We start from the raw sequence: 20,381 nt of genomic DNA on the forward strand, positions 1-20,381 counted from the left end.
ACATATATTCTGCTAAAAGTAAGGAAAATCTATACTGCAATAATTTGATTAGGTTATGAGTAATTATAAATAAAGGGGTTTAAGAGAGTGCTATAACTGTAAATATAAATCATAAACTGATATCTTTTGGGGGGATTAGGTGGTTCTTTTGTGTAATCAGAAATTTCTAAAGTTTATTTTTATTATTGTATTTTTTGCTTCATTGTTAGGAAGTGTGACAGGCTATATGAATCGGGCTATCCCTGTAAGTAATAAAGTAGATAAGGTATCAGGTAAGGTAATTGTTATAGATCCAGGTCATGGTGGTGTTGATATTGGAGCTTCTTATAATGATTTGGTAGAGAAGGAGATTAATCTAGATATAGCAAGAAGGTTGAGAAGCTTACTTAGTAGTAAAGGTGCTAAGGTAATTATGACCCGTTATCATGATACTGCTTTAGATCATAAGAATAAGGCTTATAAGAGTAGGCATATGAGAGATTTAAAGGCTAGAGTCGATATTATAAATAATAATAGAGCTGATTTATTTATTAGTATACATGTTAATTCCTTTGCAGGTAAGTTTAGGATTAGAGGTCCAATTGTCTTCTATCAAAATAGTAAGAAGAGAAATCAAAGCTTAGCTAAGAAGATTCAATATAGATTAAATCAGATTAGTTATAAAGGTATACATCTCCCAGATAATTCAGTTAGGATTGGTAACTATTATATTTTAAAAAATAGTAGAGTAGCAGGGATATTAATAGAGGTAGGATTTATTAATAAGAAGGTAGATAATTGGCTTTTAACTGAAGATAAGTTTAAGGATAAGTTGGTTTATGGTATTTATCAAGGGGTTTTAGATTATTATCAGTATTAGGAGAGGGACGAATAAACAGAATAAATTAAAATTCTGGTGATAAACTAAAGTATAGTAAACTATAAAATTAGGAGGGGAATAATGGATATTATCTATCATGATGTTGGAGGTACCCATTCAGTGGCAGTAGCATCAGCATTGCATTTGAATAAATTACCAATGGATAGAACCCCAAATAAGGATGAAATACTTAGTTTGCCTACCTTTGACAAACTTAAAACTAAAGATTTAGGACATTTAATTTATCAAGGTGAAGATGAATTTGGTAATCAAGTATATACTTTGGGCTGTAAATACGCTGAAAAATTCGTTATTCCTGCGATAAAAGATACTTATAACCTTTTAGGAGATGAAGAAGAGTTGATGTTGGTTAAAACTAAATCGACTATCAACTTTACAATGAAGGTCGGTGGCTATACCTCTCGTGCTTTAGGATTAATGACTATTGGTAGACCAATCGTTACTCAAGGTGTTTTAAAGGCTTATCCTAAGATAGTCGAATTGGTCTCTGAGGTTAAGAGAGAATTAAAAGTTAACAATTAACAATTAAATTACAAATAAGTAAGAGGTAGTAAATGCAGTTAACTGCATTTACTACCTCTTACTTATTAATTGCTAGTCTTTTCATTATCAACAATATCAACAGTTTTCTCTTCTTGCTGATTAAAAGAGAAGAATTGTACTCTACCAGTTGTAATTAGTTTTCTGAGTTTTCCTTTCATTAGAAATTTTACTCTCTTTCTAGTGAAGGGAATGATACAAGAAAATCCAGCAAAATCTGTTAATAATCCAGGTGTAACTAACATAGCACTACCAATTAAGATTAATAATCCATCGATTAAACTATCAGCAGGCATCTCTCCTTGGGATAGAGATTGGTTTATCTTCTTGACAACTGAGGTTCCTTGCTTTTTGGCTAATATAGCCCCGATAATTCCAGTGGTAGCTATTAAAGAGATTGTATATAAAGTTCCAACATGATAACTCAGTCTGATTAATAGCGTCAATTCTATCAAAGGAATTACGGTAAAGATTAAGATTAATTTAAACATAAGTATCCCTCCTATATCTAATCCCTATTAACAGTATATTCTTTAGATACTGGAAGGGTTTGTGGTAATATAATCCAATTTGTTAACGATAATAAATTGAGAGCAATAGAGGAGAATATAGCAGTTTGAAGAATAATAGATTCAAGAAAGGAAATTTAAAAGTTAGGTTTATATAAACTTTTATTAAAATAGAAGATTGTAGGTATATTGCGACACTTTTACTTTTTAAAAGTGAGTAAAATCTTGGGTTCTACCCTAAGAGTACTTGCTTGGAAAAATCATCTTCGGGTAAAAAAACAACCCTCCGTGGGATCTTAATTTTAGAGGGCCCCCTAAGGGCAGTTTATTTTTGTACCCAAGGGTATCATTCAGAAAGAAATATCACTTCCTTTAAAGTTCATTACCACAAAAGTAAACAAACCTATGAGTTTTACCTTCGGGGTTATAAAGCAACCCCTTCGTGGCAAGGGCAGCCCAGAACAAAAACTCTTCGTGGCTTTACAGAGAATAAAATGATATTCCCTTTCGTACAAAAGCAGTTAAAGCAGCCCAGTCTAGAAAAAATTTAACTTAATACGCAATCAATATCTATTGAGTTTGAGAAATATAGTACTCCTAATTTAAAGAATATACTTATTTCCATTCTCAATTTTGAAAGTGTCGTATTATCTCTAAATTGTATCAGTTTTTATTTAGCATTTATATTAGCACAATACTTTAAAATAGACTTATAATATTGGAGGTAATTATGTTAAAATTTAAGAATAGAGAATGGCTACTATCAGGGTCTATCACTGGTATTATAGTTGTGATTATCTTCTTATCTCCAATGCTAGATAATTTAGAATTGCTCAGTTATGATTATAGGTTATATATTAGGAGTTTAATTGAATCTGGGTCTCAAGATAATATAGTGATTGTTGAGATAGATGAAGAATCTTTGGAAGGGATAGGGAAATGGCCTTGGTCTCGGACCTATCATGCTAAGTTGATAAGAGAGCTTAACCAAGCTGGGGCAAAGATAATAGGATTTGATATTTTATTTGATTTTCCCAAAGGAAGTGATGAGGACAGGGAGTTATCAAAGCAATTATTAGAATCTAATAAGGTGGTTTTACCTTATGTTTTAGAGGATAAAGAAATCAGAGAATTAAGCTTTTGGGGATTAATCAGAAGTAGGAAGCTTTGGAGTGGTGAGATTAAATATCCTATTGAAGATTTTAAGTATAATGCAAGGGAATTAGGGTATTTAAATCTGATTCAAGACTCTGATGGAAAGGTTAGGAGGATAAAGTTTATAGATCATGATTTAACTCCCTTTGCCATTAAGCTGGCTGAAGAATATAGTCAAGAGGATAAAGATTTTTTAGCTGAAGAGCTATTGATAAATTTTCACCATAATGAGAATTACTTTAAAAACATCTCTTTTACTAAAGTCTTACAAGGTGATTATCCTCAAGGCTTCTTTCAAGGTAAATTGGTATTGGTAGGGGCTACTGAAAGGACATTGCGTGATTATTTAATAACTCCTTTTTCTTTTGTCAAGGGTTATCTGGCAGGAGTATTGATTCATGCTGAAATCATAGATAATTATCTAAAGGACTCCTTTATCTATAACATAAATGACTTACAGGTAATATTTTATCTGATACTATTTAGTTTACTTACTGCTATAATTTATAGTAGATTATCACCTATACAAGGTATAATTATTTTAATATTATCCTTTGTTTTAATAGTATTTACAGGTATTTTATCTTTGCTTAACTTCAATATCTTTGTCCCAATAATCCCCTTTATCTTAATAAGTATCTTAAATTTAGTTATTAGTAACCTCATGGCTTATTGGGAGGTTAAAGATAGGAAAGAGCATTTACAGCGTACATTCTCACGCTATCTGTCTAATGAGGTGATTGAGAAGGTAATCAATCTTCCAGAGAAGGATTATTTGAAGGGGGAGAGAAGGGAGATTACAGTTCTATTTATCGACCTAAACGATTTTACCAGCTTTAGTGAGAGAAAGAGTTCTGTTGAGGTAGTAGGAATATTGAATAAATATCTATCAGTTATTATTGATGAGGTTCTTAGGTTTGGTGGTACTTTAGATAAATTTCTTGGTGATGGTGTTATGGTCTTTTTTGGTGCTCCAATTGATCAGGTAGACCATGGATTACGTGCTATTGAGTTGGCTTTAAGTTTGCAAAATAAGGTCGATAATGATGAAGAATTACCCCTGTCAATTTCAATTGGTATCAATACTGGAAGAGCTGTTGTAGGGAATATCGGCTCTACAAAGCGAAGTGATTATACTGCTATTGGTGATGTAGTCAATACTGCTGCTAGAATTGAAGGTTTGGCTGGAGGAGGGGAGATTTTAATTGGAGAAGGGACTTATCAACAAATTAAAGATAGTTTTAGGATAGAAGTAAAGTCACCAGTTACTTTACGAGGAAAGTTAAAGGAAGAGAATATTTATAAGGTAATTAGAGAGGAGAGCTGTAATGAAGAAGACTTATAAATTTATTAGCTATATTTTAATCTTTACTACCTTAGTAACTACTCTATTTTCATTAGAGAGTTCTGCTGGTGGTAATTTGAGATTAAGAAGAATCAAGGGGGAAGTCTATTATAAGAATACCTTTTTAATCTTTTCTTCTGACTGGAAGAAGGTTGAAGGTGTGACCAATATACAGGTTGGGGATTTGATTAAAACAACAGGAGATAGTAAAGCAGAGCTTATTTTTAGTGAAAATGCAAGGGTTTTGCTTAAAAGCAGCTCTAAATTGAAGATTATCAAGAATAAGAGTGGAGAAGTTACCTATAAGAAGGTAAAGCTTAGCGTAGGAGAGATAATAGTTAAGTTTATTAATGAAGGTATTAAGAAGAAGGAGTTTGAAGTGGAGACACCTTCAGCAGTAGCTGGAGTGCGGGGTACATTATTTAGTGTTAAGGTTGGAGAAGATAAACAGATAAAGGTAGCTGTTAGGGAAGGTCGAGTAGAGGTAGCAAATTCTGCTGGAAAGGTGATGGTAGGTGCAGGAGAGTTAGCCCAGGTAAAGAATAAGAAAGTGAAAGCAAAGGTAGACAAACTTAATTTAAAAGAACAGAGTAAGTGGAATGAAGAAAAGGAATGGTTGAAAGATATAGATAAGTGGAGTAAAGAGATTAAAGCTAAACATCAGAAAGAGATTAAAGAAAAGGCTAAAGATAGAGTAAAAGACAACAGAAATTATGAAAAGAATTCTAAAAATCAAAGTAATAATAAAGAAAAAGACAAGAGTAATAAAGATAAAGGTAAAGAAAAAGATAGGAACAGAGGTAGAAGTAGGAACAAGAGCAAAAATAAAGGTAAAAAGAATAAATAAGGGTGATAATAGGTGTCAAAATTATTTTTAAGGAATTTTATCCTCTTCCAAGATATGGATGATAAAGAGTTAGAAGAATTAAGTAAGATAACCTATCAAAAATTTTATGATAAGAATGAGATTATATTTTTAGAGGGTGAAGTTGGTGATGCCATCTATCTGATCTTAGATGGATTGATTAAAGTCTTTAGAACTGTTGAGAGTGGTAGAGAGAAGACCTTGGCTTTATTGGGGCAGTGGGACTTTTTTGGTGAGATGGCCTTACTTGATAAGAGTGTTCGGTCGGCATCAATTCAAGCAATTAAAACTTCGCAGTTATTAGTGATAGATAGAGAAAAGTTCAATAACTTATTACTTAAGTTCCCTCAGATTTCTTTAAAAATTATAGTAACCTTATCAAATAGATTAAGGGAAGCCAATAATCAGATTAAGGCACTTACCTTTAAGAGTGTTAAAGAACGCCTTCATCTGGTCTTATTAGATTTGGCTGATAGGTATGGAGAGGAAAGTAAGGATGGTATAGTTATAACTAAGAAGATTACCCATCAAGAGTTGGCAAATTTAGTAGGAACAACTAGGGAGACGATTACTAAATTATTAAATGAATTGATAGAAGGAGGGCTAATTATTGTTAAGAAGAGATATTTGATTTTAATAGATGAATAACTAATAATTATAGAACCATAAAAAATAATTAATGTTATAAGGAGGAGATGATTTTGAAGATTAAAGTAGAAAAGCCATCAAAAGATAGATTATTAAAACTAGAAGTAGAGTCATGGCCGATTTGGGAGAAGGAGGAGTCAGTTTTTGATTGGTATTATGATGCTGAAGAAATCTGTTATCTGTTAGAGGGGGAGGTTGTTGTTAAGATTGAAGATCAAGTGGTGGAGTTTAAAGCAGGGGACTTAGTTACTTTCTCAGCAGGGCTAGATTGTGTTTGGGAGATTAAAAAGACTGTCAGAAAACATTATACATTTAAATAGCTAAAGGAATGAGAAAGACTTTTTAGCAACTGTTCGATTATTTTTATAGAAATAAAATGATTGTTATTAGAATTGAATTTGACAATAGCTACTCTAATGAGTATAATTGAAGGATAAAATAGAAAGTTATACATACTGTACTAAAAGTTTCTGATAATAGATAAAATTAAATATAAAAGTTAGGTGCCTTTAGAGATATCTAAAGGAGAATAGGGAATCAGGTGTAAATCCTGAACGGACCCGCCACTGTAACTAGTAACTTACTTAATAGTCGATAAAGACTATTTTACTTAGATTCTTGTACCACTGGATTAATAATCTGGGAAGGTAGAGTTTAATTGCTAGAAGTCAGGAGACCTGCCTAATTTTTAAGCTTACTTAATCTTCGGGAGTAAAGAGAAGTAAGGGGACTATTTTATAGGGATAAGTATATCTAGACTGATATTTATATGTAGGATATATTTCAACTTGTATTTATTAACCCCTCAATCTTTTTAATGAAGGTTGAGGGGTTTTTTATTTAGACTGAATGAAAAGGCTTATTGAATAAATTATTTATCTCAAAAGAGATTAATTAAGGATGATATCGATATTTAGACTAAAAGAAAAAATAACTTTAATAGTGTATTTTACAATAGCAATATTATTATCATATTGCTGAAGGTTTTCTACCTATCAAATGGACAGGAATTTGGTGGGCGGTTGCGCTACCTTTTTTAGCTTTAGGAATTAGGAAGATTAAAGAGTTAGTTAAGGAGCAAGGAGCAGGCGTTAAGATATTATTAGCAGTGACAGGTGCTTTTGTCTTTGTCTTGTCATCACTTAAGTTGCCTTCGTTAACAGGAGCTGTTCCCATCCAACGGGAATTGGATTAGGAGCTATCTTATTTGGCCCTTACTTCTTCAATTCCTAAAGGTAAGAAGCTAGCGCTATTAGGGCCCAATAAAGCAGGAAAGTCTACTCTCTTTTTTCACTTTAACGGGATTTTGCAGCCCCAAGTTGGAGAACTTAGCTTTGCTGGAAAGAGAATTAGCTATAAGAGAAGAGAGTTAAAGAAGCTAAGAAAGAGTGTGGGTATTGTCTTTCAAGATCCTGATAAGCAATTATTTTCGGCAAGTGTCTTAGAAGAGATCTCCTTTGGACCCTTTAACTTGGTTTATCCGAAAGTGAGGTAAAAAAAGGGTAGATGAGGCCATGAATACTCTTGGAATTAGTGATTTAAAGGATAGACCTACCTATTTATTGAGCTATGGTCAGAAGAAGAGGGTTTCCATTGCTAGTATTTTGGCAATGAAGCCTAGTGTGATTATCTTTGATGAACCGACGATCTGGTTGGATTCTCAACAAGCAGAAGTATTGATTGATTTTTTTAATCAGCTACAGCAGGAGGGGATAACAGTTGTTATTTCAACACATAATATTGATTTGGCTTATTCTTGGGATGATTATATTTATATTATGAAGGGTGGAAGGTTAATTGGAGAAGGAATAGCAGAGGAGGCCTTCGAAGACAAATTACTTATGTCAGAAGCTAGTTTGGTTCAACCTTTGTTAGTTGAGCTCTATCAGGACTTTAAAGGAGAAAGGTTTAGTAAAAGATGAAGGGGGTATTTCCAGAACTAAAAAAGAGCTTTTAAAATTAATAGATATAAATTGTGAACATCAAGTGAAATAAAAATGAATTGAAAACAATAATTTAAAAGATAGTTAGCCACGGATTAACACAGATAAATAGCAAAAGATTCATTTATAAATTTTTCTATATAGGAGGAGATTAAAAATGAAGACAGGTGTGATTATCTTAGGTCATGGGAGTAGAACAGTAGAGGCAAATCAAGTATTTGATAGTATAGTAGAGATGGTTAAAGAAGAGATAGATTATGAGATTGTAGAAAAAGCATCAATGGAGTTAGCTAAGCCAAGTTTAGCTCAGAGTATAGAGAAGATTGTTAAGGCAGGGGTTAAGAAGGTAATAGTAGTTCCTTTATTCTTATTTCCTGGTATACATATTCAAGAGGATATTCCTAAATTACTTAAGCTAGAGCAAGAGAAGTACCCAGAGGTTGAATTTATCTTTGGTAGGAATATCGGTGCTGATAAGAAGATAGCAGAACTAATGGTAGAACGAGTAAAGGAAGTAGGGTAAGTTTATGGAATTTAATAAAAACCCTAAAGGAATCGAAGCAAGAAGTATGGAGATTATAACTGAAGAGGTAGGAAATCTAGGTCAAAGTCCTCAAGAGGACAAGGTAATTAAACGGGTGATTCATGCTACAGCCGATTTAGAGTTTGCTAAATTAGTGGTTATCTCTAAAGGAGCTGTCGAAGCTGGCTTATCAGCTTTAAAGGCTGGGATTAATATTGTAACAGATGTAAATATGTTAAAGGCTGGAATAACTAAAGGTAAGAGAAGAGAACTAAATATCAAAGTAAATTGTTTTATTAGCAACGAAGAGATTGCTACAGAAGCTAAGAAGCTAGGAATAACAAGGTCAATGATGTCTATGAGAAGGGCAGCTCAAGACAAAGATAATAAGATTTTCGCCATTGGCAATGCTCCTACAGCCTTATTTGAATTGATTAGATTGGTCAAGGAAGGAAAGGCAGCACCAGAGTTAATTATTGGAACTCCCGTTGGTTTTGTAGGAGCTAAAGAATCTAAAGAAGAGTTAGAGAAGTTGGATATTCCTTATATTACCGTTAGAGGAAGAAAAGGTGGAAGTCCAGTCGCGGCTTCTATTGTTAATGCGTTGTTGTATATGTGTTAGGTTTGGGAGGTATATTGGGATTGCAACACTTTTAGACCTCACACCTCACCCTAACCCTCTCCTCCTCTGAGGAGAGGGAACAAAAGAAAAAATAGTTGTTCCCCCTCTCATTAGTTAAGGAGAGGGGTTAGGGGGTGAGGTTTTCTAACTATACACTATCAACTCAAAAAGTGTTGCAATATCTATCTGTTATCCAAATTTAATCATAAATTTAAATATATGATTTAACATAAGGTTATGGTTTTGGGAAGGTGTTACTATGGTATTTGATTCCTACGTAGTCAAAAATGGAAAAAAATTAAGAAGGGGATATACAACAGGAAGTACAGCTACAGCAGCAGCCAAAGCAGCTACTTACGTTCTTTTTACTGGTAAGAAGATTGATAGGATTAAGATAGGTACACCAGCAGGGATTGAATTAGATTTAGAGGTGAATATCTTGGAGATAAAAGATAGATATGTAGCTGTTTCAGTCCTTAAAGATGGCGGTGATGACCCCGATGCTACTGATGGGATTGAGATAATTGCTAAGGTGGAAGAGATTGAAGCGGGGATTGAATTAATTGGAGGAGAAGGTGTTGGTCAAGTTACTAAGCCTGGCTTACCAGTAAATGTAGGGGAGCCTGCTATCAATCCTGTACCTAGAAAGATGTTAAAAACTGAGATTAACAAAGTTTTACCTGCTGATAAAGGGGTAAGGGTTACTATTGAAGTTCCAGAAGGTGAAGAAGTAGCCAAGAAGACCTTCAATCCTAAGTTGGGAATAGTAGGTGGAATCTCGATTTTAGGAACGACAGGTATTGTAGAGCCGATGTCAGAGAAGGCTTATCAGGACTCTTTAGCCTTAAATATCAGTCAAGCGGTAGCTTTAGGAGAAGAAGAACTGATTCTAGTCTTTGGAAACTATGGGAAGAGAATGGCTTTAGAATTGGGCTTTAGAGAAGAACAGATTATTAGAATGAGTAACTTTGTAGGTTTTATGCTAAAGGAGTGTGTAGCTAAAGGAGTTAAAAAAGTAGTACTGTTAGGTCATATTGGTAAACTGGTCAAGGTAGGAGCTGGAATCTTCAATACCCATAGCCACCTTGCTGATGCTAGATTAGAGACTATTGCTGCTTATACTGCTTCTTTAGGTGGAAGCCAAAAGTTAATTAACGGGATTTTAAATGCTAATACTGCTGAAGAAACAATAAATATAATTAAGGAAGCTGGTTATGAGGAAATCTTTAATATATTAGCTAGACGGGTAAGTATTAGAGCTAAGGAGCATGTTAATGGTGAGTTAGAGGTTAGATCTCTCTTGTTCTCGATGAAGAGAGAAGTATTGGGGAGATATGGAGGTTGGTGATTGAATGAACAAGATACATATATTGGGGATAGGTCCTGGGAGTAGAGATTACCTATTGCCGATTACAGAAAGGATTGTCAGTGAAGCTGATACTATCATCGGTGGAAGTAGGGCTTTGGAGCTATTTAAAGATTATACTCAGGAAAAGATATTGATTACTGCAGACTTAGCAAAAATTAAAGATTATGTTAAAGAAAATTACCTAACTAAGAAGATAGCGGTGTTGGTGTCAGGTGATCCAGGTTTATATAGTATGTTAAATTATCTCAAAAGATTCTTCTCTAAGGATGAGTTAGAGGTTATCCCAGGAATCAGTGCGATACAACTAGCCTTTGCTAAGGCAAAGTTGATTTGGCAGGATGCTTATATTACTAGCTTCCATGGGAAAAAGGATAAGAAAGCTTTATTAGAGATGGTTTCGACTAAGGATAAAGTAGCCTTTTTTACAGATAGTAAATTTCCTCCTAATGAGATTGCCAAGTTTTTAGTAGAGAATGGGATAACTAATAAAATAGGGGTTGTAGCTGAGAATCTATCCTATGACTCTGAAAGGATAGTTGAGGCTTCTTTAGAGGATTTAAGTAAGCAGAAATTTGCTAAATTAACGGTGATGGTGATTTGTAATGAATAATTGGAACTTTAGAACTGCTGGTATTCCTGATAGTGAATTTATTCGTGGAGAGATTCCCATGACTAAGGAAGAAGTTAGGGCTGTTAGCTTAGCTAAGCTCCGCTTAAAAGAGGATAGTATTGTCTATGATATTGGTGCTGGTACAGGTTCCTTGACAATAGAGACTGCTTTATTAAGCTCAAAAGGAAGAGTTTATTCAATTGAACGTCAAGCAGAAGGAATTCAACTAATTAAGAGTAATACTGATAAATTCAAAGTAAGCAATGTAGAAATAATAAAGGGTTCTGCTCCTGAAGCTTTGTTAGATTTACCTGAGGTGGATCGGGTCTTTATTGGCGGAAGTGGAGGAAAATTAATAGACATTTTAGACGAGATAGATAAGAAGCTTAAGACTAAAGGAAGGGTAGTAATCAATGCAATTACCTTAAATACTTTGAATGCTTCTATCAATAAGTTAAAAAAGCTAAACTATGAATTTGAAATCTGTAATATTGCAGTAACTAGAACACGAAAAGTAGGGGATTATCAGATGCTACAGGGCTTGAATCCAGTATATATTATTAGTGGTGAGAAAGGATGATTTGATGGCTGGAAGATTATATGGATTAGGGATTGGACCAGGAGACCCAGAATTATTGACTTTAAAGGCAAAAAGAATCTTAGAAGAGGTTGATTTAATCTGTACTCCTCAATCGAGTAAAGATAAGAGGAGTGTAGCACTAGACATAGTAGAAGAGGTAGTAGATTGCCAAGGGCGAGTGAAGTACTTCTTCTTTCCAATGACAAAGGATAAGTTGAAATTAAATCAGGCTTGGGATAAGGCAGCGGAAGAGATTATAGAGTTATTAAAATTAGATCAGGATGTAGCCTTTATTACTTTAGGTGATCCTTTGTTATATAGTACCTATATCTATATTTTAGAGAGGGTTAGAGGAAAAGAGTTTGAAGTTGAAACAGTACCTGGTATTACCTCAATAAATGCTTGCTCTGCTAGATTGAATCTCCCTTTGGCTGAAGGAAGAGAGAAGGTCCTGATTATCCCTGCTGCTTATGACTGTGATGACTTAGAAGAAATATTGACTAGCTATGAGAATGTAGTTTTAATGAAGGTCTCTAAAAATTATGAGGAGATAGTCAACTTATTGGAGAAGTTAGATTTAGTAGAGAATGGGGTCTTTATCAGTCGCTGTGGTCAAGAGAAAGAGTTTATTAGTAGAAATTTAAGGTCATTGATTGGTGAGAAGATAGATTATTTATCAATGATAATCGTTAAAAGACATTTTAAATTTGATAGTTGACACTTAAGGTTTTAAAAGTGAAAAAATTACTGTTTGAACGAAGCAAGTATTCTAAACAAATAATAATAACAATATAATCTTTGAATTAGAACTCTAAGGCTTATTAACTTAAATGAAGGTTGATTGCGTAGTGAGTGGGCTTTGCCACGAAGGAGTTGCTTTATAACCCCGAAGGTAAAACTCGTAAGGTTGGTTACTTTTGTGGCAATGGGTTTTGAAGGAAGAATTATTTCTTTCTGAATGATGCCCTCGGGTAAAAAAGTAATACGAGACGCCCTGAAAGAAGTGCCCTTGGGGAGAAAGCTGATAAGCTTTCTCGTAATAGCTTTTTAATTAAATGTTTGTTTGACTTTTTAAAACGTAAAAATGTTGAAATATTTTTTAAGTAAAATGACTCTAATCAGTATGGAAAATAGTAATAAAAGTCAACTAAAAATAAAAAAGGAGGGAAGCTAATATGAAGGTTTATTTTATTGGAGCAGGGGCAGGAGACCCAGAATTATTGACAATCAAAGGGATGAAGGCTCTAGAAAAGGCTGATGTAGTTATCTATGCTGGTTCTTTGGTCAATCCTGCAATCTTACATTATGCTTTTCAGGCAGAGATTTATAATAGTGCAACTATGAATCTAGAAGAGGTCTTAACTACGATAGAAGAAGCAATTAAAGCTGAAAAGATAGTAGCTAGAGTCCATACAGGAGACCCTAGCCTCTATGGGGCTATACAGGAGCAGATAGATTATTTGAAGAAGCAGGGTATAGATTATGAGATTATCCCAGGGGTTAGCTCCTTTTTAGCAGCAGCAGCAGCTATAGAGAGGGAGTTTACCTTGCCTAGTATTTCACAATCATTGATTATTACTAGGTTAGAAGGGAGAACACCAGTTCCTGCCAGAGAGAGCTTAGAGAAGTTAGCCCAACATCGAACCTCGATGGCTATCTTCTTAAGTGTACATATGATTGGAGATGTAGTAGAAAGACTAAGTAAAGAATATCCAATTAGTACCCCAATTGCTGTGATTCAAAAGGCTTCTTGGCCTGACCAAAGAATAGTAAAGGGTACTTTAGAGAATATAGCTACTAAGGTTAAAGATGCAGATATTAAGAAGACTGCTATGATTTTAGTAGGGGATTTTTTAGAGAGTGATTATGATAAATCAAAGCTATATGATAAGGATTTTAGCCATGAATTTAGAAAGGCAGAGAACTGATGAAACTAGCAATTGTTGCTTTGACTGAATCGGGCAGTAATTTGGCGAAAAGTTTAGGAAATAAAATAGAAGGAGCGGAAATTTATTTACCAGCTAAATTTAATGAAGGGGGAGGTATATATAGTTTTGATAACTCTTTAAGAGAGTTAGTGGCTCAGTTATTTAAAGAATATGATGGTCTAATCTTTATTATGGCTTTGGGGATTGTAGTTAGGGTAATAGCACCTTATTTGGCTGATAAGAGAAGAGACCCTGCTATAGTAACCATCGATGAGACTGGAGAGAATGTAATCAGTACCTTATCAGGCCACCTTGGGGGAGCTAATACATTGACAGAGAAGGTTGCAGCTTTACTTGGAGCAAACCCTGTGATTACCACAGCAACTGATTGCCATGGTAAGTTGGCGATTGATTTACTTGCTCAGAGATTAGATTGTGAGATGTTTCCCTTTGAAAATTTAAAATTAGCCAATTCAGCAATAGTCAATGACAAGCCCTTAAATATCTTTACCGATTATCAGTTAGAGTTAGAAGAAGATGAGAATATTAATTTATATCCGTTGAAGGAGTTAGAGCAGAGGGAAGGTTTCCCTGTATTTATTACAAATAAAGCTATTGATTTAACAGCAGAATATCTACAATTAGTTCCTAAAAATATAATTATAGGTATTGGTTGTAGAAAGGGTATCAGTGTAGCAGAGGTAGAGGAAGCTATTTTTTATGTTTTAGAGAAGTTGCAGCTAAGAAGAGAGAGTATCAAAGCCTTAGCTACTGTTGACTTAAAGGAGAAGGAAAGAGGGATTATAGAGGCTGCTTATAGATTAGAGGTACCATTAAATATTATCAGTAGAACAGAGATTAAAGGGGTAGATTTTGAGTATACAAGTTCTGAATTTGTAAAAGAGAAGATAGGAGTTGGTGGTGTATGCGAACCAGTGGCAATCTTAAGTGGAGAGAATCCTCAGTTGCTACTACCAAAGACAATCAAGGGAAGGGTAACGGTAGCAGTGGTAGAGGAAAGCTTTATGTAGTAGGAATTGGTCCAGGGGATATCGAGTATATGAGTCTAAAAGCTTATCGAATCTTGCAGCAGGTAGATGTAATAGTTGGCTATAAGACCTATATAGAGCTGTTAGAAGAGTTAGTGACTGAAGGACAGAGAGTAGTCAGTAATGGTATGACCAAGGAGGTAGAGCGTTGCCAACAAGCAATTAATCTGGCTTTAGAGGGTGAAGAGGTGGCAATTGTTAGTAGTGGAGACCCTGGAGTCTATGGTATGGCTGGATTGATTTTGGAGCTGTTACAGGAAGAAGTTAAGCTAGAAGTGGAGATAATTCCAGGTATCACAGCAGCCAATGCAGCAGCATCATCATTAGGTGCACCACTAATGCATGATTATGCTGTAATCAGCTTAAGTGACTTAATGACACCTTGGGAAGTGATAGAGGATAGATTGGAGAAGACAGCTGAGGGGGATTTCATAGTTGCTTTATATAATCCTAAAAGTAAGAAGAGAGTCAAGCAGATTGAGATAGCTAGGGATATCTTTTTGAGAAATAGAGAGCCTAATACTCCTGTAGGGATTGTGCGTAAGGCTAAACGTGGTGATGAAGAGTTGATAATTACTACCTTAGTAGAGATGTTAGAGCATAAAATCGATATGGTGACTACAGTGATTATAGGAAATTCTCAGACCTTTAAGCAAGATAATTTAATGGTCACACCTAGAGGATATGAAGTATGATTTTAGTTTTGGCTGGAACCAAAGAGAGTAGAGAGATAATCAAGAGGTTACAAGAAATAAATCAGCCTCTAATAGCTTCTGTAGTAAGCGATTATGGCTATCAACTCTTAGCAGAGTCAGGGATTGAAGTCATTCAAGAAAAGTTAACTTCAGAGAAGATGGAGAGACTAGTTAAAGAAAAGGATATTACTAAGATTGTTGATACCACCCATCCCTTTGCTCAAGAGGTCTCACTTACTGCAATTGAAGTTGCTCAGAGCTTAGAAATAGACTATTTACGTTTTGAAAGGGAAGGGTTGGAGTTTGCTGATAATGAATCGGTTATTAGGGTTGATAGTTATGAAGAGGCTGCTAAGAAAGCTAAGAATTTTAATAGAATCCTCTTGACTATTGGTAGTAGAAGGCTTCATTACTTTGTAGAAGAGCTAGAGAATTGGCAGGAGAGGTTAGTGGCAAGGGTACTACCTAATTGGAAGTTTATTAAAGAGGCTAATGATTTGGGTTTTACTCCTAAAAACTTAATTGCGATGCAGGGGCCTTTTACTAAAGAATTAAACCAGAGATTATTAAAGGATTATCAGATTGATGTGCTAGTAACAAAGGCAAGTGGAAAGGTAGGAGGGTTGAATACTAAGCTAGAGGCTGCTTTAGAATTAGGAGTTAAAGTGATTTTGATAGAGAGACCCGCTATCGATTACCCAAAAGTAGTGAGGGATATTGAGAGTTTGATAGTGGAAACTGAGGGGTAGTTTTAGCATAGGAATTAATTATAGACACACAAATTTGAAATTATATAAAAACTTAAAATTATTTTTGCCACGGATTTTTACAGATTAGTTCTCAAAAATATATTTTTGTTCTTTACCTGTGTTTCATCTGTGTCAATCTGTGGCTAATTGTTTATTTTTTATAATTATTTAGCAGACTCTTTTCTGTTATAAGCTAATAAGATAATCTCTTTATCTGGGTTATCTTGGTTGATTTTATTTTCAATCATCTTTATCTCTGCTAACTCTTCTTGAGTTAGATTAGAAAATTGATAATCTTCTCTAGACATACTATCACCTCCTATTATTATCAGCATGGCTGTTTATTAATAGATTTATACGGGTTAGTTGATGATGCGGGATATTTAGACAGTAACGAGTGATGAGTAACAGGTGACAAGTTAAGTTCTTTACTGGTTACTCGTCACTTGTCACTAGTTACTAAAGTGTCCTAATATCTATCTATTATGCCACCATTCTAATAAGATAAGAAGTTGTATCATCACAAAGGAGAGATTCTAATTGAGTAGATTAATTTTAGTTTTAGGTGGAGCAAGAAGTGGTAAGAGTAGCTTTGCTGAAGAGATAGTTGCTAAACTAGGCGGTTTAGATGTTACCTATTTGGCTACTTCAGAAGTCAGGGACCAAGAGATGAAACAGCGGGTACAGCTTCATCGGTGCTCTAGACCAAGGGAATGGACTACTATCGAGGAACCTAAGAGTATAGGTGAGGTTTTAGCTAATCTAAAGCAAGGCGCAGTGGTGTTATTAGACTGCTTAACCTTGTTGATTTCAAATCTATTATTGGAAGAGCAAGAGCTTGGAGAAGATGAATATGATTTTAGTGAAAAAGATAAGGAAGAGGTTATTGTTGAAGAAATCGAAAAGATTATTGCAGAAGTTAGAAAGAGGAATTTAACTTTAGTAATAGTCTCTAATGAGGTCGGGCAAGGTTTGGTACCACCATATAAATTAGGGAGAGTCTATCGAGATATTGTTGGTAGAGCCAATCAATTAGTGGCTAGTGAAGCTGATGAAGTCTATATTACTTATGTAGGATTACCAATAGAGATTAAAGAATTAGGAATGAAAGTTAAAGAGCAATTTACAATTGAAAATTAAAATTTAGAAGGTTAATTAGGTACAGACTTATACAGATTAACACAGATGGGCACAGATAAAAAATTAAATTAGAGAATTAAAAATAGGGGTTTAATTAGTGTAAATCCGTGAATATCCGTGGCAAAAAGATTATTTTTAAATTTTATTTAATATTAATTTCTGTCAATTGTAAATTGAACGTGGAGGTGAATTAATGGCTAATTCGATTATGTTACAGGGGACCTCATCAAATGTAGGTAAGAGTATTCTAGCTACAGCACTTTGCCGTATCTTCTCCCAAGATGGTTATCAGGTTGCTCCCTTTAAATCTTGGAATATGGCATTGAACTCTTATGTAACGGCAGATGGTGGTGAGGTTGGGCAGGCTCAGGCGATTCAAGCTGATGCAGCAGGTATTGAGATTAGTGTAGATATGCAACCTTTTTTAATTAAGCCTAAGGGAGATGGTCAATCCCAAGTCATAGTCAGAGGAAGACCCTTAGGTGATTTTGGAGTTGATCGGAAGAATCCAGAGTATATTGAATGGGCGATGGAGATTATAGATGATTCTTTGCAGAGATTATCTTCTGAATATGAACTAATAGTTTTGGAAGGTGCCGGAAGCCCTGCTGAGATAAATATCAAAGATAAGGATATCGCCAATATGAAGGTAGCGAAATTGAATCAAACTCCAGTATTATTGGTAGCTGATATTGACCGAGGAGGAGCACTAGCAGCAGTTGTAGGAACCTTGAAGTTACTTGAGACAGAGGAGAGAGCTTTGGTCAAGGGAGTTATCTTGAATAAATTCCGAGGTGATTTTGAGCTATTAAAATCTGGTGTTGAGATTCTAGAGGAGAAGATAGGTAAACCTGTCTTAGGTGTAATACCTTATTTAAAGGATATCAGAATTCCAGAAGAGGATTCGGTCTCTTTGGCTGACTTTTGTAAGGAAGAAGGAGAGGTTGAGATCGGAGTAATTAATTTACCCCATATCTCTAACTTTACTGATTTTGACCCTTTAGGTTATGAAATAGGAGTAGAGCTTAATTATTTAGAAGCAGATGCCAAATTAGATAACTATGATGCTATTATACTCCCTGGGACTAAGAATACCATCTTTGATTTAAATTATCTCCATACCAGTGGACTAGCAAGGAAGATAATTGCTCAAGCCAATGCTGGTAAGACTGTAATAGGTATCTGTGGTGGTTATCAGATGCTAGGGAAGAAGTTAGTTGATCCAGATTTAGTAGAAGGCAGGATTAGTCAGATGATAGGCCTGGGTTTGTTGGATATAGAGACCACCTTTAATAGAGAGAAGGTAACCCATCAGGTTATAGGCAGAGTTTCTAGTGATTTGGGCTTCTTTAAAAGTTTGAAGAATCAAATAGTAACAGGTTATGAGATTCATATGGGCGATACTAAACTTGGTGATAATACTCAACCTCTTTTTAGGATAGAATCTCGTTCTAAAGAGAAAGTTGATATTCTCGATGGTACTTATAATCCAAACCTTTCAGTCTGGGGAACTTATCTCCATGGAATCTTCGATAATGATAATTTTAGAAGGTCGTTTGTCAATTCCTTACGGAGGGAGAAGGGGTTAACAGAGGATTGTTATTCTAGTAGAAGTTCTTTAGAAGAGAGTTACGATAAATTGGCTGAGATTATTAGAGATAATTTAGATATGGATAAAATTTATCAGATTATAGAAGAGGGTGAGATTAAAGGCTAATGGCTAAGACGATTATGTTTCAAGGTACAGGATCTCATGTGGGTAAGAGTGTTTTAACCTCTGCTTTATGTAGAATCCTAGTAGAGGATGGCTATCAGGTTGCCCCTTTCAAATCTCAAAATATGGCTTTAAACTCTTATGTCACCAAAGCTGGTGGGGAGATTGGGCGGGCTCAAGCAGTACAGGCTGAAGCAGCAAAGGTAGAAGCAACAGTAGATATGAATCCTATTTTATTAAAGCCTACAGAGGATATTACCTCCCAAGTGATTATCCATGGTAGAGTAGTTAAGAATATGACTGCACAGGAATATTTTAATGACAATTTATTTGGATTAACAGCAATTAAAGAGTCTTTAAGTAGGCTTAAAGAAGAGTATCAGATAATTGTGATAGAAGGGGCAGGTAGTCCTGCAGAGGTAAATTTGAGGGACTTTGATTTAGTCAATATGAGAGTGGCTAAACTGGCAACTGCCCCTGTTATCTTGGTAGCAGATATTGACCCTGGGGGAGTATTTGCCAGTATTATCGGAACCTTTGAGTTATTAAATGAGGAAGAGAGAAGTAGGATTAAAGGGATTATTATCAATAAGTTCCGTGGTGAAGTTAAGAGGCTAAAGAAGGGGATAGATTATCTAGAGAAGGAGACTGGGGTGCCAGTCTTGGGGGTAATTCCTTATTTTAAAGGTTTTAAAATTCCAGAAGAGGATGCTATTCCAAACTATATTCAAGGTAGTAAGGATTATCAGCTAGAGATTGGAATAATTAGTTTGCCCCATATTTCTAACTTTACAGACTTTGATAGCTTAGTCCAAGAGCCTGGGGTTAGAGTTCGCTATCTTAAATCAGATAATAAGCTAGAAGGGTTAGATGCAATTATTTTGCCTGGGACTAAGAATACCCTTGAGGATTTGGAGTACCTTTATCAGAGTAAGGTTGCAGAAGAGGTTATTAAAAGAGCTAGAGCAGGAACTATGGTGATTGGAATCTGTGGTGGTTATCAGATGTTAGGGAAGAGCATCTATGACCCTTTTCAGGTAGAATCCAAGAAAGAAAATATTGATGGTCTAGGGCTACTAGATGTGATAACTACCTTAGAGCAGCAGAAGACTACAAGCCAAGTTAAGGCTAAATTGCTTTTTAAGGATATCTTCAGTGAGGAATATGAAGGGGTATTAGAGGGGTATGAGATACATATGGGTCAGAGTAAATTGGGTGCAGAAAGCAGTCCTTTGTTAGAGATAATTAATCAGTCTGGAAAAGAAAGCTCTATCATAGATGGTGCTTACAATCAAAGAGGAAATGTCTGGGGAACCTATCTCCATGGTATCTTTGATAATGACCACTTTAGAAGAAGTTTTATTAATAAATTAAGAGCCAATAAAGGCTTAGCCCCTATCAAATCCACGCCTTTTAATGTTAGAGCTGAGAGGGAGCAGGTTTATGATAAATTAGCTCAACTAGTTAGAGAGAATCTAGATATGCAGAAGCTATATCAGATTATGGGAGTGGAGTAA

23 protein-coding genes, 1 pseudogene and 1 riboswitch are annotated in these 20,381 nt (G+C 35.0%); of the genes and pseudogenes, 22 read left to right on the plus strand and 2 right to left on the minus strand.

What is annotated here, in order from left to right; translation table 11 throughout:
- Positions 1-139 precede the first annotated feature (139 nt).
- On the plus strand, positions 140-859 hold the full coding sequence (locus U472_RS08855; protein WP_068717607.1) for an N-acetylmuramoyl-L-alanine amidase family protein: 720 nt from the start codon (positions 140-142) through the stop codon (positions 857-859).
- Positions 860-940: 81 nt separating this feature from the next.
- Positions 941-1,402 (plus strand): DUF3189 family protein, encoded by a 462-nt coding sequence (locus tag U472_RS08860; RefSeq protein WP_068717609.1) that lies wholly within the window; start codon positions 941-943, stop codon positions 1,400-1,402.
- 65 nt (positions 1,403-1,467) lie between these two features.
- Here U472_RS08860 and U472_RS08865 read toward each other — a convergent pair whose 3' ends face one another.
- Positions 1,468-1,911 carry an FxsA family protein gene (locus U472_RS08865; protein WP_068717611.1) on the minus strand — a complete coding sequence of 148 codons (444 nt, stop codon included), beginning with the start codon at positions 1,909-1,911 and terminating at the stop codon, positions 1,468-1,470.
- A gap of 748 nt (positions 1,912-2,659) precedes the next feature.
- Between U472_RS08865 and U472_RS08875 the strand changes: the two genes are divergently transcribed.
- The 17 genes and pseudogenes from U472_RS08875 (at position 2,660) to U472_RS08955 (ending at position 16,010) form a co-directional block, all read left to right on the plus strand.
- Positions 2,660-4,429: a CHASE2 domain-containing protein gene (locus U472_RS08875; RefSeq protein ID WP_068717615.1), complete on the plus strand. Its 1,770-nt coding sequence runs from the start codon at positions 2,660-2,662 to the stop codon at positions 4,427-4,429.
- Positions 4,413-5,276: a FecR family protein gene (locus tag U472_RS08880; RefSeq protein WP_068717617.1), complete on the plus strand. Its 864-nt coding sequence runs from the start codon at positions 4,413-4,415 to the stop codon at positions 5,274-5,276. The genes U472_RS08875 and U472_RS08880 overlap by 17 nt, the downstream gene beginning before the upstream one ends.
- A gap of 12 nt (positions 5,277-5,288) precedes the next feature.
- On the plus strand, positions 5,289-5,942 hold the full coding sequence (locus U472_RS08885; protein ID WP_083189834.1) for a Crp/Fnr family transcriptional regulator: 654 nt from the start codon (positions 5,289-5,291) through the stop codon (positions 5,940-5,942).
- A 47-nt stretch (positions 5,943-5,989) separates the two neighbouring features.
- The gene (locus U472_RS08890; RefSeq protein WP_141677967.1) at positions 5,990-6,262 is read left to right on the plus strand and encodes a cupin domain-containing protein; all 273 of its coding nucleotides are present in this window, start codon (positions 5,990-5,992) and stop codon (positions 6,260-6,262) included.
- A gap of 164 nt (positions 6,263-6,426) precedes the next feature.
- A riboswitch (cobalamin riboswitch) is annotated at positions 6,427-6,641 on the plus strand.
- Between the two features lie 274 nt (positions 6,642-6,915).
- Positions 6,916-7,157 (plus strand): annotated as a pseudogene (locus tag U472_RS16265) (energy-coupling factor ABC transporter permease); the annotation flags it as partial.
- Positions 7,150-7,437, plus strand: a complete 288-nt coding sequence (locus tag U472_RS08900; protein ID WP_068717623.1) for an ATP-binding cassette domain-containing protein — start codon at positions 7,150-7,152, stop codon at positions 7,435-7,437. The pseudogene U472_RS16265 and the gene U472_RS08900, both read left to right, overlap by 8 nt.
- Before the next feature lie 19 nt (positions 7,438-7,456).
- A complete protein-coding gene (locus U472_RS08905; protein ID WP_068717625.1) occupies positions 7,457-7,864 on the plus strand; it encodes an ATP-binding cassette domain-containing protein in 408 nt (135 codons plus the stop codon).
- A 178-nt stretch (positions 7,865-8,042) separates the two neighbouring features.
- On the plus strand, positions 8,043-8,408 hold the full coding sequence (locus U472_RS08910; RefSeq protein WP_068717627.1) for a sirohydrochlorin chelatase: 366 nt from the start codon (positions 8,043-8,045) through the stop codon (positions 8,406-8,408).
- 4 nt (positions 8,409-8,412) lie between these two features.
- Complete coding sequence (locus U472_RS08915; protein WP_068717629.1) at positions 8,413-9,030, plus strand: precorrin-8X methylmutase; 618 nt, start codon at positions 8,413-8,415, stop codon at positions 9,028-9,030.
- A 259-nt stretch (positions 9,031-9,289) separates the two neighbouring features.
- Complete coding sequence (cbiD, locus tag U472_RS08920) at positions 9,290-10,378, plus strand: cobalt-precorrin-5B (C(1))-methyltransferase CbiD (RefSeq protein WP_068717631.1); 1,089 nt, start codon at positions 9,290-9,292, stop codon at positions 10,376-10,378.
- A gap of 4 nt (positions 10,379-10,382) precedes the next feature.
- Positions 10,383-11,009, plus strand: a complete 627-nt coding sequence (gene cbiE, locus U472_RS08925; protein ID WP_068717633.1) for a precorrin-6y C5,15-methyltransferase (decarboxylating) subunit CbiE — start codon at positions 10,383-10,385, stop codon at positions 11,007-11,009.
- Entirely contained in the window at positions 11,002-11,589 is a 588-nt protein-coding gene (cbiT, locus tag U472_RS08930) for a precorrin-6Y C5,15-methyltransferase (decarboxylating) subunit CbiT (RefSeq protein WP_068717634.1), read from the plus strand. The genes cbiE and cbiT overlap by 8 nt, the downstream gene beginning before the upstream one ends.
- Before the next feature lie 4 nt (positions 11,590-11,593).
- Positions 11,594-12,307: a precorrin-2 C(20)-methyltransferase gene (cobI, locus tag U472_RS08935; protein WP_068717637.1), complete on the plus strand. Its 714-nt coding sequence runs from the start codon at positions 11,594-11,596 to the stop codon at positions 12,305-12,307.
- 457 nt (positions 12,308-12,764) lie between these two features.
- Positions 12,765-13,517, plus strand: a complete 753-nt coding sequence (gene cobM, locus U472_RS08940; protein WP_068717639.1) for a precorrin-4 C(11)-methyltransferase — start codon at positions 12,765-12,767, stop codon at positions 13,515-13,517.
- Positions 13,517-14,548, plus strand: coding sequence for a cobalt-precorrin 5A hydrolase (gene cbiG, locus U472_RS08945; RefSeq protein WP_068717642.1), 1,032 nt, complete (start codon positions 13,517-13,519; stop codon positions 14,546-14,548). Before cobM ends, cbiG begins: the two co-directional genes overlap by 1 nt.
- Positions 14,443-15,261: a precorrin-3B C(17)-methyltransferase gene (cobJ, locus tag U472_RS08950; protein ID WP_083189835.1), complete on the plus strand. Its 819-nt coding sequence runs from the start codon at positions 14,443-14,445 to the stop codon at positions 15,259-15,261. Before cbiG ends, cobJ begins: the two co-directional genes overlap by 106 nt.
- Positions 15,258-16,010: a cobalt-precorrin-6A reductase gene (locus U472_RS08955; RefSeq protein WP_068717646.1), complete on the plus strand. Its 753-nt coding sequence runs from the start codon at positions 15,258-15,260 to the stop codon at positions 16,008-16,010. Before cobJ ends, U472_RS08955 begins: the two co-directional genes overlap by 4 nt.
- Before the next feature lie 164 nt (positions 16,011-16,174).
- On the opposite strand, the gene U472_RS16790 is transcribed toward U472_RS08955, so the two are convergent.
- Entirely contained in the window at positions 16,175-16,318 is a 144-nt protein-coding gene (locus U472_RS16790; RefSeq protein WP_176714134.1) for a hypothetical protein, read from the minus strand.
- A 232-nt stretch (positions 16,319-16,550) separates the two neighbouring features.
- On the opposite strand from U472_RS16790, the gene cobU reads away from it, so the two are divergent.
- From cobU to U472_RS08970, 3 genes are all read left to right on the plus strand, one after another.
- Positions 16,551-17,150: a bifunctional adenosylcobinamide kinase/adenosylcobinamide-phosphate guanylyltransferase gene (gene cobU / locus U472_RS08960; protein WP_068717648.1), complete on the plus strand. Its 600-nt coding sequence runs from the start codon at positions 16,551-16,553 to the stop codon at positions 17,148-17,150.
- Between the two features lie 193 nt (positions 17,151-17,343).
- A complete protein-coding gene (locus U472_RS08965; RefSeq protein ID WP_068717650.1) occupies positions 17,344-18,867 on the plus strand; it encodes a cobyric acid synthase in 1,524 nt (507 codons plus the stop codon).
- Positions 18,867-20,381, plus strand: coding sequence for a cobyric acid synthase (locus U472_RS08970; protein WP_068717652.1), 1,515 nt, complete (start codon positions 18,867-18,869; stop codon positions 20,379-20,381). The genes U472_RS08965 and U472_RS08970 overlap by 1 nt, the downstream gene beginning before the upstream one ends.

Source organism: Orenia metallireducens (genome assembly GCF_001693735.1).
Lineage (GTDB): Bacteria > Bacillota > Halanaerobiia > Halobacteroidales > Halobacteroidaceae > Orenia > Orenia metallireducens.